The organism is Longispora sp. NPDC051575 (assembly GCF_040681875.1).
In the GTDB taxonomy this organism is placed as follows: domain Bacteria; phylum Actinomycetota; class Actinomycetes; order Mycobacteriales; family Micromonosporaceae; genus Longispora.
Window position 1 is genome coordinate 340,981 of record NZ_JBFAZP010000007.1, and the last position, 13,153, is coordinate 354,133.

Genomic DNA, 13,153 nt, shown 5'->3' on the forward strand with positions numbered 1-13,153 from the left:
GACAATGCGTCCACTGTGGTCAATCTAGGCTCCTCGCACCGTGCTCACTACTCTCGGTGATCACGTCGTGAAGGGGAACCGCCATGCGAAGAACCCCCGGAGCGCTCCTCGCGCTCGCCCTGCCCCTGTCCCTCCTCGTGGTCCCGTCGGTGGCGCAGGCCGCACCCGTACCGGGATCGAACGTGCTCTACACCACCGACGCCCAGTTCGACCAGGGCGTGCCGAACGACGTGAACCACGACGCGCCCAACGGCAACCAGCTGCAACTGGACAAGGCCCAGGCGTTCTTCCCGTTCGTGAACATCGCCGCCTCGGCGCGCGGCACGATGGTGCGCGCCGACGTCGACACCGGCGCGATCGTCGGCGAGTGGAACTCGGCGCCCGCCGGCCAGGGCAGGGACCCGTCCCGCACCACGGTCGACCGGTTCGGCAACACTTGGCTGTCCAACCGGGCCGAGGCCGGCGGCGGCAAGGGCTCCATCACCCGGGTCGGCGTGATCGTCGGCGGCACCCGGGTCAACTCCGACGGCACCCCGAACCCGGTCGGCGACTACCTCGCCGGCCCGTTCGGCTACAACACCTGCGTCGACCGGAACTCCGACGGGCTGTTCGCCACGTCCCGGGGACTCGGCGACATCCGGCCGTGGACCAACGCGGGCGGCGCGGACAGCAACGGCGGGGTCACCACCGCCGCCGACGAATGCCTGATCAACTACACCCGGGTCGCCGGCACCAACACCCGCACCGTGGCCGTGGACGGCAACAACGACGTGTGGACCGGCGGCTCCAACACCGCGCACCAGAAGGTCGACGGGGTCACCGGCCAGACCGTTCCCGGCAGCTCCTTCAACCTGGGCTGCGGGGGCTACGGCGGCCTGATCGACAAGGCCGGCACCCTGTGGTCGGCCCGGTACGGCGCCAACCTGCTGCGCTACGTCCCCGGCACCGGTGGAGCGTGCCTGGACACGACGCACGGCGACTACGGCCTGGGCATGGACCCGGTGACCGGCGAGATCTGGCACACGACGGTGCAGTCCAACGCGGTCGTCAAGCTCGCCCCGAACGGCACGGTGCTCGGCACGTACCAGCACGGCAACCAGTACGCGCAGGGCGTGGCGGTCGACCGGAGCGGCAACGTGTGGGTCGCGCACTCCATCCTGGGCGCGCAGACCACGGTCGGGCACCTGCGCACCGACGGCACGTACGTCGGCAACGTGACCCTGCCCGGCGGCTCCGGACCCACCGGGGTGTCCGTCGACACCAACGGCAAGGTCTGGGTCGCGAACCTCAACACCAACAACGCGATGCGGATCGACCCGGCCGCCGGGGCGGTCGGCGGCGGCGGGCACCGGATCGGCGCGGTGGACCTCACCGTGGACCTGGGCGCGGGCGCCAACCCGTACAACTACAGCGACATGACCGGGTCCGTGCTCGGCGAGATCACCGCCCCGCAGGGCACCTGGAACGTCGTGCAGGACGCCGGGTTCGCGGGCGCGCCGTGGGGGAAGGTCACCTGGAACACCGAACCGCAGGGCAGCGTGCCGCCGGGTACGTCGATCACCGTGGAGGCGCGCACCGCCGACACGGAGGCCGGACTCGCCGCGAGTCCGTACCTGCCGGTGGGCAACGGGGTCCAGTTCGGACTCGTCGGCCGGTACATCGAGGTCCGCACGACGCTGAGGGCCAGCCCCAACGGGGCCAGTCCGATCCTGTCGGACCTGCGGATCCAGACGTCGAAGCGGGCGGGCACCTTCTCCTGTCAGGCGACGGCGCTCAACCTGGCCGGCATCATCGTGACCCGGGCGAACCCGCCGGACGTGCCCTGTGTCGACGACCACGAGGTGCTGGCGAACGCGAACCTGTCGGCGGGCATCGTGACCGTGAAGCTCACGGCGCTCGACGCGGTCACGAGCCTGACGCCGGACAACCAGAACCTGCCGCCGGCGGCCGGGGACAACGCGACGTCCACGACACAGATCGACCAGAGCCGGATCACGGCGGGTGCCGTCATCCCGCTGGTCACCATCGAACTGGGGGTGGTGCGGTCGAAGGCGTCGGTGACCTGCGTGGCCGGGCCGAGCGGGCTGATCCCCGAACTGTCCGGCGCCTCGCACATCGCCAGCCTGAGGATCAACGGGGTGGCGGTCACCGTGGGCAGCGCCCCGCTGACCATCGCGCTGGTCGTGGGTGAGCTGCGGCTGAACAGCACGACGATCTCCGGCGGCGTGGTGGTCCAGCAGGCCGTGGCCCTGGACACCCTGCTCACCGACGTGGTGATCGGTGAGGCCCGGGCCAACGTCGAGGACGGGCCCTGCCACCTGTAGAGACACGGGGAGGGGGCGCCGCGGGCCGGCGGCGCCCCCTCCCCGCGGGTCACTGCGCGGCGTGCACCGCGATGTTGAACTCCCCGGTGCCCAGCGCCCCGTACAGCGACAGCCACAGGGGCAGGTACATCTCCAGACCGCGCGCCGCCCGGACCCCGCCCACGTCCAGCACCCGGGCCGCCGGCCAGCCGAACTCGCCGAGCAGCCCCCGGACCAGCTCCTTCGCGTCGGCGTCCTCGCCCGCGACGAACACGAGATGGTCCCCGGGCACCGTGTCCGGGCGGACCATCACGGAGGCCGTCACCGTGTTGAGCGCCTTGACGACCCGGGTCGCCGGGTACGCCGCCTGGATCCGCTCCGCCAGGCTGTCGGTGTTGGCCACCGCCAGGGTCGGCGGGAGCCCGGCCGAGAAGTCCAGCGGATTGGACACGTCGATCAGCACCTTGCCGGCCAGGTGGCGGTCCCCGGCGGCCGCGAGGGCCTCCAGGGAGCCGGTGCCGGCCGTGCAGTTGACGACGATCGCGCCGAACTCCGCCGCCTCGGCGAACGTCCCGGCCCGGCCGTGGTGCGCCGACGCCCAGGCGGTGGCGTTGTCGTTGCCGGCCTGGCGCGCGCCCATGGTGACGGCGTGCCCCAGTTCGACGAGCCGGCTGGCGATGGTCCGGCCCACGGTGCCGGTACCCAGTACCCCGATGTTCATGATCTTGATTCTAGGCCGCGACCGCCAGGGTGAGGCCGAACAGGCGGTCCGGGTCGGTCCACCAGCGGGTCGGCTCGAACCCGGCCGCGCGCAGCTCCGCCGCCACCCCCGCCTCCCGGAACTTCGCCGACACCTCGGTGTGCAGCTCCTCCTTGGCCGCGAACTCCACGGTCAGGTCCAGCCGCGCGAGGTGCACCCGCATGTCCCGCTCGGCCCGCAGCCGCATCTCGATCCACTCGCGCTCGGCGTCCCAGTGCGCGACGTGCTCGAACGCGTCCACGTCGAAGTCCGCGCCCAGCTCGCGGTTGAGCACCCGCAGCACGTTCCTGTTGAACTCGGCCGTCACCCCGGCCGCGTCGTCGTAGGCCCGGACCAGGGTGCCCGGGTCCTTGACCAGGTCCGTGCCGAGCAGCAGCCACTCGCCGGGCTCCAGGGCGCCGCGCAGGTCCGCGTAGAACCGGGCCCGCTCGTCGGGGATCAGGTTGCCGATCGTGCCGCCCAGGAACGCGACGAGGCGGGACTCGGCCCTGGGGATCAGCTCCAGGTGCCGGTTGAAGTCGGCCACCAGGGCATGGACCCGCATGTTCGGGTACTCCGCGTGCACGGCCACCGCCGCCGCCTTCAACGCGCTCACCGACACGTCCAGCGGCATGAACAGCTCCGGCGCCAGCGCGTCGAGCAGGAGGCGGGTCTTGTCCGAGGACCCCGAGCCCAGCTCCACCAGGGTCCGCGCGCCGGTCAGCTCGGCGATCTCGGGCGCCCGGGCGGTGAGGATGGCCCGCTCGGTGCGGGTCGGGTAGTACTCGTCGAGCTGGGTGATCTCCTCGAACAGCTCGCTGCCCCGGGCGTCGTAGAACCAGCGGGGCGACAGCCACTTCGGGGTGGCCGTCAGTCCGGCCGTGGCGTCGGCGCGCAGCTGTTTGGCCAGGTCGGTGTGGTCGAGGTAGATGTCGAGTTCCATCAGATGGCCTCCGTGGTCGTACCGGTCCGGGTCACGGTCACGATCCGGTGATCGTCCACCGCCACCCAGTCGCCGGCGGTGTCGAACGGTTCCGATGCCACGGTCCCGGGGCGGGTCCACAGCGAGTGTCCGCAGGTACTGGCCACGATCGTCTCCCCATCGGTCAGCAGTAGGTTGAGCCTGGCGGTCGGGGCCGCCTCGTACACCTCGGTCACGGTGGCGGCCACGGCCTTCACCGGGTCCATCCCGGACCGCAGCCGGTCGCGGACCAGCGCCCACACCAGGGCGGAGTCCGTCGGCGCGTCCAGGGTGATCAGGTCGAGCACGGGCAGCTTCGCGGCCACGCCGGTGATGATCTCCGGCCAGCCCCGGACCACGCCGTTGTGGCTGAACAGCCACTGGTCCTCGGTGAACGGCGCGCACGCCGTCTCCACCACCGGCATCCGGGGCGTGGCCGCGCGCACCGCGCCGACGATCGCGCCCGAGCGCACCGACCGCGCGAGGGAGGTGAAGTTGGTGTCGCCCCAGATCGGGACCGCGCGCCGGTACCGCACCGGGGGAGCGCCGTCGCCCGGGTACCACCCGACGCCGAAGCCGTCCACGTTGATCGTGCCGCCGCCGCGCATGTCCCGTGGGGCCCACGCCTGGTGCCGGAGCGAGTGCTCCGGGTCCAACAACAGCTCGGCCAGGGTGACCGGTTCTCCGACGTACGCCAGGTGACGGCACATGTGTTAGCTCCGTTCGTCGTCGTCAACATCCCGAGCGCAGCGGAACCCGGCGAAGATCTGCCGCCGGATCGGGTAGTCCCAGTTGCGGAACGTGCCCCGGCACGCCGCCGCGTCGGTGCCGAAGGAGCCGCCGCGCAGCACCCGGTACTCCGGCCCGAAGAACGCTTCCGAGTACTCCCGGTACGGGAACGCCCGGAAGCCCGGGTAGCCCGTGAACACCGAGGACGTCCACTCCCACACGTCGCCGACCAGCTGGTGCACGCCCAGCGGGGAGGCCCCGGCCGGGTACGCGCCCACCGGGGCGGGGGACAGGTGCCGCTGGCCCAGGTTCGCGTGCTCCTCGGTGGGGTCGTCGTCGCCCCACGGGTAGCGCCGGGACCGGTCGGTCGCCGGGTCCCAGCGGGCCGCCTTCTCCCACTCGGCCTCGCTCGGCAGCCGCTTGCCGGCCCAGCGGGCGTAGGCGTCGGCCTCGTACCAGCACACGTGCACCACGGGCTCGTCGGCGATCCGGGGCTCCGTGCGGCCGAACCGGGTGTACGTCCCGTCGGGGCCCCAGTGCGCCGGCCCGGTCAGCCCCGCCGCGCGCGCGTGCGCCCAGCCGTCGGGCGTCCACCAGCGCTCGTCGGAGTAGCCGCCGTCCCGGACGAACGCCTCGAACCCGGCGTTGGTGACCGGGGCCGCGTCGATCAGGAAGGCCGGCACGTCGACCCGGTGCGCGGGGCGCTCGTTGTCCAGGGCCCACGGCTCGAAGTCCGTACCCATCGTGAAGGGTCCCGCCGGCACCAGCACCTCGCCGGACACCGGACTCCCGGGCGGCGGCGGGACGGCCGGCAGCACGGGGTCGCCGACCCGGAGCTGGTGGGTGGCGAGCATCGTCTCGTCGTGCTGCTGCTCGTGCTGCACGATCATGCCGAACGCGAACGCGTCGGTCAGCAGGGGCCGGCCGTCCAGCGGGGCGGTCTCCAGCACGTCCTCGACCTTGTGCCGGACTTCCCGGACATAGCCCCGGGCCTCGGCGGGGCCGAGCAGGGGGAGCGAGGGACGGGCGGCGCGGGAGTGCTGGAAGGCGTCGTACAACGCGTCGATGTCGGACCGGACCGGCTCGCGGCCGCCGACGTCGCGCACCAACCAGAGTTCCTCCTGGTTGCCGATGTGCGCCAGGTCCCACACGAGCGGGGACATCAGGGGGGAGTGTTGCCGCACCAGATCGGCGTCGTCCACGGCGTCGGTCAGTAACAGGCTCCGCGACCGGGCCCGCTGCAACTCGCCAGCGACCCGGGCCCGAAGATCATCGGGGTCGGCCACATTTCCTCCTCGCACCCCCATTCTTGCCCACCACACGTCCCCAAGACCAGGATCAGGTGACTGAATGTCGACAATCAGGGGCAGCTCTCCGGCATGATCGGCAACTGTAACCGACCAGGTGTTCGAAAGAAGTCGCAGAAAGGTGTCGCCATCCCCACGTGCGGATGACGACACCTTGAAGGTCCGGGGTCCCGGTCGTCCCGTTGCCGGTCGGCCGCTGATCCGGACCCTCCCCGCCCCCCGGTCAGGGGCGCGGCCCACGAGGGGCCGAGGTCAGCGCCTGCGGGAGAAGCGGCGCGACCACCCGCCGGTCGCCGTGCCGACCGCGAAGTTCAGTGCGAGGAAGAGCAGGCCCGCCGTGGTGAGGGTCGTCGCGTCGATCAGACCCGGGTCGATGCCCGCGAGCTGGAAGAGCAACGCCAAGCCGAACAGCACGGCTGCGATGATGGCGAACATAGTGCCTCCTGTCGATGAGTACTTCCTATTGCCCCGTCCCGCCCGGTTCCAAACCCCGACCTGCCCCAAAGTGCCACCGGTCCTGCCCCGCGCGCCCTGTGGCGGACCCCACCCCCGGCGGGATCGTGAACTGTGGCCCTCGAGTGTCGACAGTGCGGTCAGGCGAACCCTGACGGCGCGGAGTTCTGTTCGGCCCCCTCGTGCGGGGCCTACCTCCGCTGGGACGGCCCCGCCGGCCAGCCCGTGCGGCAGCCGACCACGGCCGTACCCGTCGTGTCCCCCGGCGACCGGGCCGGCGCGTCCCTCGTCCTCGCCGACCGGCACGCGGCCGTCGAGCCGGGGGAGACGACGGCGGTCACCCTCAGTGTCCACAACGGAGGGACCCGGGTCGAACAGTTCACCCTCGCCGTCCTCGGCCCCGCCGCCGCGTGGGCCACCGTCGAACCGCCGACCCTGTCCGTGTACCCCGGCGACCGGGCCGAGGCCACCGTCCGGTTCGCCCCGCCGCGCGGCTCCGCCAGCCCCGCCGGCCGGGCGTCGTTCCGGGTCCAGGCCGCCTCGACCGTGCACCCCGGGCTGGTCGCCACGGCCGACGGCACCCTCGACGTGGGCGTCTACCGCGAACTCGGCGCCGTCCTCGTCCCCCAGAACACCTCCGGCCGGGGCCGCACCCGGCACCGCCTCGAACTGACCAACACCGGCAACGTCGTCGAACCCGTCCGGATCACGGCCAGCGACCCGGACGGCCGGCTCCGGTTCGGCGTCCCGGCCGGCGACGTGGCCGTCCCGCCCGGCGGCACCGCCGTCCCCCTCACCGTCACCGCGCCCTGGCGGTTCGTGGGCGCGCCCCGGCCCCACCGGTTCACCGTGCAGATCACGCCCCGCCCGCCCGCGCCGCCCGTCCGGCTCGACGGCGGCCGGGAGGCGGTGGCCCTGTTCACCCGGTCGGTGCCGATCCTCGTCGGGGTCCTCGTACTGCTCGCCGGGATCGGCTTCGGCGCGGCCAAGGTCGCGCCCCTGCTGACCAGCCAGCCGTCCGGCCCGACCCCGACCCCAGTCGCGACGGCGGCGAGCCCCGTGCCGAGTGTGTCGCCGCCGTCGCCCTCCTCCACCCCGTCCCCGTCCGCCTCGCGGTCACCGTCGCCCTCGCCCAGCCCGAGCGCCACGGCCGGGCCCGCCGACGCGTGCAAGCCGGCCTACGTGTGGCGGGAGGCGTTCCCGTCCGACCACGTGTGCGTCCTGCCGGCCACGCACAGCCAGGCGCTCGCCGACAACGGGGCGGCGTCCTCGCGGTGGACCAACGGCGCCTACGGCTCCCGGACCTGCGTCGCCGGCTACGTCTGGCGCGAGGCGACCCCCACCGACACGGTGTGCGTGACCCCGGCGACGCGCACCCTGACGGGGCAGGACAACGCGCAGGCCACGGCCCGGTCGCAGACCCCGCCGAAGAACTGCCGCTCCGGGTACGTGTGGCGCGAGGCGTTCTCCACCGACTACGTGTGCGTGACGTCGGCGGTGCGCACCCAGGCCGGCCAGGACAACGCCCAGGCCGGCGCGCGCCGCGAACCCAACGGGGGCCCGTCGGGGGCGGACACCTGCAAGGCGGGCTACGTCTGGCGGGGCGCGCGGGACGCCGACCACGTGTGCGTGCTGCCGGCGGTCCGGAGCCAGACGGCGGCGGACAACGCGGCGGGTGCGTCGCGGACGGTGCCCTGACGGCGCGCGCGGGCTCAGGCCAGCGCCGGTGTCCCAAGAACTCCGCCGGCTCGGGGCACCAGGCCAACAGGCGCTGCCGGCTCGGGCACCGGCCCGCAGACCCAGTCGGCCCCGGAGCCCGTCCCCGGGCCCGGGGTGCCCGATGGGGCACGGACCACTACCCCCACGACGGGACCAGCTGCCCGTTTCGGGCGACGGAGGCCCGGCACAAGATCTAGTTACGTCTCGACAAGGAGGACCGGATGCCCACCTACCAATCCCCCGGCGTGTACGTCGAGGAGGTCGAAGCCGGTTCGCGGCCCATTGAGGGCGTGGGCACCGCCATCGCGGCCTTCGTCGGCTTCGCGGCGGCCGGCCCGTACAACACGCCGACCCTGGTGTCGAACTGGAGCCAGTACACGAAGGCGTTCGGCGAGTTCGCCGAGGGCTGCTACCTGCCCCAGGCCGTGTACGGCTACTTCCTCAACGGCGGCGGCAACTGTTACATCGTCCGGGTGGGCGGCGAGCGCGCCGACGGGGAGACCGCCGAGCTGCCGGCCGGCCCGCAGGCCGTGCTGGGCCCGTACCGGGTCGCCGCCCGCGACCCCGGTGCCCGCGACCTGGTCGTGGAGGTCACCGGCCCGACGGGGGAGAACCCGCCCGACGACCGGTTCACCCTGGTCGTGAAGCGGGACGGCAAGGCCGCCGAGACGTTCGAGAACGTGACCGCCCGCAAGGGCCGCGACAACGTGGTGACCCGGGTGAAGGACGGCTCGAAGCTGATCACCCTGACCGAGCAGCAGACCGCCGGCGCGGCCACCCGGCCCGACCTCGGCTCGGTGGCACTGAGCGCCCCGCCCGCCCCGCCGGCCGTCCCCGCCCGGGTCGTCGCCGACGTGTACGTGGGCGACGTCTCCGACCGCACCGGCTTCGGCGGGCTGGAGGCCGTGGACGAGGTGACCATGGTCGCGGTGCCCGACCTGATGAGCGCGTACCAGGCCGGGGCCGTCGACGGCGAGACCGTCAAGGCCGTGCAGCTGGCGATGATCGCGCACTGCGAACTGATGGGCGACCGGATGGCCATCCTCGACGCGCCGCCCGGGCTCAACCCGCAGCAGGTCCGCGACTGGCGGATGAACGACGCCGGCTACGACTCCAAGTACGCCGCCCTGTACTACCCCTGGATCAAGGTCTTCGACCCGGCGACGGGCGCCAACAACTTCATCCCGCCCAGCGGGCACATGGCCGGGGTGTGGGCGCGCAACGACGCCTCCCGGGGCGTGCACAAGGCTCCCGCCAACGAGATCATCCGGGGCGCGGTGGCCCTGCAGACCCAGATGACGAAGACCGAGCAGGAACTGCTCAACCCGATCGGGGTGAACTGCATCCGGGCGTTCCCCGGGCGCGGGATCCGGGTGTGGGGCGCGCGCACGCTGTCGAGTGACCCGGCGTGGAAGTACCTCAACGTGCGGAGGCTCTTCAACTACCTGGAAGAGTCCATCATGAACAGTACCCAATGGGTGGTTTTCGAACCCAACGACGACGCCCTCTGGGCCCGGATCCGGCGCACGGTCGCGTCCTTCCTGGTCATGGAGTGGCGCAAGGGCGCGCTGTTCGGGCTCACCCCCGACGAGGCCTACTTCGTGCGCTGCGACCGGGAGACCAACCCGGCCGAGGGCATCGATCTCGGCCAGGTGGTCTGCGAGATCGGGGTGGCGCCCGTCAAACCCGCCGAGTTCGTCATCTTCCGGCTGTCGCAGTTCTCCGGCGGCACCAGCCTGGTCAACGAGTAGCGGAGAGGTAGAAGCGGATGGCGCTCCCCGATTTGGACAGCTCGGTCGGCCACTCGTTCGGGCTGGAGGTCGACGGCGTGATGATCACGCAGATCAACGAGGTCAGCGGCCTGAAGTTCGAGCAGGACGTGATCGAACTCAAGACGAACACCCCCGACGGCAAGTACATGATCAAGAAGTTGCCCGGCCGCGCCAAGGCCGGCGAGGTCACCTTCACCCGCGGCCTGACCGGCAGCAACAGCTTCGAGAAGTGGATGAAGGACTCGCGGCTCGGCAAGATGGCCGACGCCCGCAAGACCGCCGCCGTGATCATCTTCGACTACGAGCAGAAGGCCATCAAGCGCTACATCCTGCACGGGGCCTGGCTCAAGAGCCTGGAGATCGGCTCCCTGAAGGCCGGCGACACCAGCATCCTCACCGAGAAGGCCGTCGTCACCTACGAGGAGCTGATCGTCGAATGAGGCGCACCGCCCCGGCGCCGGCCGAGACCCCGGAGCGGCTGCGGACCGAGTTCGCGTTCGAGCTCCCCCGGGGGTACGTCGACCCCGCCGGCACCCTGCACCGCTCCGGCGTCATGCGGCTGGCCACGGCCCGCGACGAGCTGGTCCCGCTGCGCGACGACCGGGTCCGCGAGAACCCGGCGTACCTCACCGTCGTCCTCCTCGCCCGGGTCATCACCGAACTCGGCGACGTGACCGACGTGCACGCCGGCGTCGTGGAGGACCTGTTCGCGGCGGACCTCGCGTTCCTCCAGGACCTGTACCGCCGGATCAACAGCGAGGGCCACACCCGCGCCGGGGTGGCCTGCCCCTCCTGCGGACACGCGTTCACCGTGGACATGGCGGGCGGTGGCCGCCCGGGGGAATCGTGACGTACGCGACCGACCGGCTGCACGAGGAGATCGCGTACGTGGCCTACCACTTCCACTGGGCGCTCGACGACATCCTCGACCTGGAGCACGCCGACCGGCTCCGGTACACGAACGAGATCGCGAAGATCAACACACGGATGAGAGGGCCGGGCTGATGGGGTACGACACGGGGCCCGCGCCGGACCGGCTCGGGGGAGGCGGCCGGCTCGTGGTCGGGGAGCTGGGCGCTGCCGGGGGTCGGGGCGCGGCTGGCGGCTGGGCCGTGGGCGGTGGCCTGGCCGTGGGCGGCGGACGCGGGACGTGTGACGTCGTCGGCATGGAGCAGAAAGTGGCCCAGGGCTGGCCCGTCGTAGGGGGTCGCAGCGACCGGGTCACGGCGTTGACAGCGGTCCGGGGCGGATTCGTGGGCGGCGGCCGGTCCGCTGCCCACGGTTGCGTCGAAGCCCGGAAGTCGTGGATCAGGGGCCGGTGCGTCGGGTTGTGTCCGCTGGTGGTCGGAGGGCGTTTCGTGGCGTACGGCGGCGGCGAGGCCCGGATGCGATCGTCGGTCCTGGCTGGGCGCGCGGGAACCTGCCCGCTCGTGGCGCGGGGGCGGTGAAGGCGATGTGGCCGTGGAAGCGTGCCGCCCCGGCCGACGCGTCTGGGCCTTCGGCCACGGGCGGGACCTCGCCGCAGGCCGGGCGGGGCTCGTCGTTGCCGGAGGTCGCGCGGGCGCCCGTCGGGGACTGGCGGCACCTGCCGCCGTTGCAGCGGGTCGTCGCCGAGCATCCGGTGACGAACCCGACCGCGCGGTTCAGCGCCGGACTCGCCGCCTGGCAGGACCCGACGTTCCTGGCCCCGTTGCGGCACGCGGTGGGACCGGGGGAGCCGTCCGGGACGGTCGAGGTCGCACCGGTGCCGCCGGCTGCTTCCGAGCGGGCGGACGAAGGGCTGCCCGCCGTGGAGCAGGGGACGGTGTCCCGGCTGGTGGACCGGGTGGTGCAGCGGTTCGGCGGCGGAACCGGTGACGGCGGACGGCCCCGTGCGGCACGGAATCCGGAGTTCGGTGCCGTGCCCATGACCGGTGGCCAGGCGGACACGGGTCTGCCGCTGGCCCCGATGACCGAGCCCCCGACCTCCGGAACCCGGCCCACAGCGGACAGCGGCCGGTGGCCGGGCACCGGCGTGGGCGAAGCCGCGGTCCAGCGCTCGGTCGGCGGGTCCCACGACGGGTCACCCGCAGGCGGCACCTCCCTGGCGGGGCCCTCGGACGGAGAGCTCGCGGCCGGTCAGAGTGTCGCCCCGCACGCTCACCCGGGCCATGACGACACCGGGCACCTGGGCTGGGACGACGCCGCCCACCTGGGCCGAGGCGACGCCGGGCACCTTGGCTGGGACGACACTGGGCACCTTGGCCATCCGCATGACGAGTCGAGCCAAGACACGGCCACGGCCGGTGCCGCCTCGTCGGTGCAGCGCGACCTCGCGGACGCGCCGCTGCTCGGTGTGACCGCGTCTCTGGCCTCCGCCCGCGACGGTGCCGACCCGGCAGTCGATCCTGGCGGGCCCGCCGGAGCCGGAGACCGGGGCATCGGGGCCGGCGACCTCGGCCCAGGTCGCACCGGGACCGTCCCCCCGGACCCCACGTCCTCCCACGGCGGGCCGGCCGTCCAGCGCGAACTCTCCATGGCCCCGGGCGACGGGCCGGCCATGGGACCGGGCGGCGGCCCGACCGACGGCTCGGCGGACGAGGCGATCCCCGGTGTGGGGGACGGGTCCGTGGGCACGCCGTTCGGCCTGTACCCGGGATCCACCGCCACCTCCGGCGAGATGGCCAGCGACAGTACCGGCCTGATCTCCGGTGGTCTCAGCTCCGGCACGTTCACGACAGGATCGGCGTCGGGCACGGGCGGGCACAGCTCGGCAGGCTCCTCTCTCCAGCGTTCGACCAGCGCTGACCCGTCGTCGGACGGCCAGACGTCATCCGGCCGGAGCTCCGCACCCGGCCAGGCGGGACCTGGTCGGGGCACGGCGCCTGGTCGGGGAACGGCGCTTGGTCAGGGCACGGCGCCTGGTCAGGGCACGGCGTTCGGCTCGGGCCCTACAGGACCTACGGGGGTCTCGGGAGCCTCAGGGGCGATCGGCGGCCCGACCGGCGCGACCGGGAGTGCCGGCGCGACCGCGCAACGGTCCGTGGGCGACGGTCCGCGACGCCGCCGGCTCGGCCTCGGCGCGCCCCTGGCCCCGGGTGAGCTGCCCACGGCCCTCCAGCGCGAGGCAAACCCGGATCAGGGGGGTACCGGCCACCACGACCGTTCCGCCCAGCGCACCACCGGCCTGC

11 protein-coding genes are annotated in these 13,153 nt (G+C 73.0%); 6 read left to right on the forward strand and 5 right to left on the reverse strand.

Going from position 1 to position 13,153, the window contains the following annotated elements; genetic code table 11:
• The first annotated feature begins 83 nt into the window (after positions 1–83).
• A complete protein-coding gene (locus tag AB0M43_RS22400) occupies positions 84–2,324 on the forward strand; it encodes a hypothetical protein (protein WP_363727606.1) in 2,241 nt (746 codons plus the stop codon).
• Positions 2,325–2,373: 49 nt separating this feature from the next.
• On the opposite strand, the gene AB0M43_RS22405 is transcribed toward AB0M43_RS22400, so the two are convergent.
• From AB0M43_RS22405 to AB0M43_RS22425, 5 genes are all read right to left on the reverse strand, one after another.
• The gene (locus AB0M43_RS22405; protein ID WP_363727608.1) at positions 2,374–3,024 is read right to left on the reverse strand and encodes an NAD(P)-binding domain-containing protein; all 651 of its coding nucleotides are present in this window, start codon (positions 3,022–3,024) and stop codon (positions 2,374–2,376) included.
• A gap of 10 nt (positions 3,025–3,034) precedes the next feature.
• On the reverse strand, positions 3,035–3,985 hold the full coding sequence (gene egtD, locus AB0M43_RS22410; protein ID WP_363727610.1) for an L-histidine N(alpha)-methyltransferase: 951 nt from the start codon (positions 3,983–3,985) through the stop codon (positions 3,035–3,037).
• The gene (gene egtC, locus AB0M43_RS22415) at positions 3,985–4,713 is read right to left on the reverse strand and encodes an ergothioneine biosynthesis protein EgtC (protein ID WP_363727612.1); all 729 of its coding nucleotides are present in this window, start codon (positions 4,711–4,713) and stop codon (positions 3,985–3,987) included. The genes egtD and egtC overlap by 1 nt, the downstream gene beginning before the upstream one ends.
• 3 nt (positions 4,714–4,716) lie before the next feature.
• Positions 4,717–6,018: an ergothioneine biosynthesis protein EgtB gene (gene egtB / locus AB0M43_RS22420; RefSeq protein ID WP_363727614.1), complete on the reverse strand. Its 1,302-nt coding sequence runs from the start codon at positions 6,016–6,018 to the stop codon at positions 4,717–4,719.
• Between the two features lie 273 nt (positions 6,019–6,291).
• Positions 6,292–6,474, reverse strand: coding sequence for a hypothetical protein (locus AB0M43_RS22425; protein ID WP_363727616.1), 183 nt, complete (start codon positions 6,472–6,474; stop codon positions 6,292–6,294).
• 132 nt (positions 6,475–6,606) lie between these two features.
• On the opposite strand from AB0M43_RS22425, the gene AB0M43_RS22430 reads away from it, so the two are divergent.
• From AB0M43_RS22430 to AB0M43_RS22450, 5 genes are all read left to right on the forward strand, one after another.
• Positions 6,607–8,190, forward strand: coding sequence for a zinc ribbon domain-containing protein (locus tag AB0M43_RS22430; RefSeq protein WP_363727618.1), 1,584 nt, complete (start codon positions 6,607–6,609; stop codon positions 8,188–8,190).
• Positions 8,191–8,432: 242 nt separating this feature from the next.
• Positions 8,433–9,962: a phage tail sheath subtilisin-like domain-containing protein gene (locus AB0M43_RS22435; protein WP_363727620.1), complete on the forward strand. Its 1,530-nt coding sequence runs from the start codon at positions 8,433–8,435 to the stop codon at positions 9,960–9,962.
• 17 nt (positions 9,963–9,979) lie between these two features.
• Entirely contained in the window at positions 9,980–10,423 is a 444-nt protein-coding gene (locus AB0M43_RS22440) for a phage tail protein (RefSeq protein ID WP_363727622.1), read from the forward strand.
• Positions 10,420–10,833, forward strand: coding sequence for a hypothetical protein (locus tag AB0M43_RS22445; protein ID WP_363727623.1), 414 nt, complete (start codon positions 10,420–10,422; stop codon positions 10,831–10,833). Before AB0M43_RS22440 ends, AB0M43_RS22445 begins: the two co-directional genes overlap by 4 nt.
• The gene (locus AB0M43_RS22450; protein ID WP_363727625.1) at positions 10,830–10,988 is read left to right on the forward strand and encodes a DUF6760 family protein; all 159 of its coding nucleotides are present in this window, start codon (positions 10,830–10,832) and stop codon (positions 10,986–10,988) included. The genes AB0M43_RS22445 and AB0M43_RS22450 overlap by 4 nt, the downstream gene beginning before the upstream one ends.
• Positions 10,989–13,153: the final 2,165 nt, after the last annotated feature.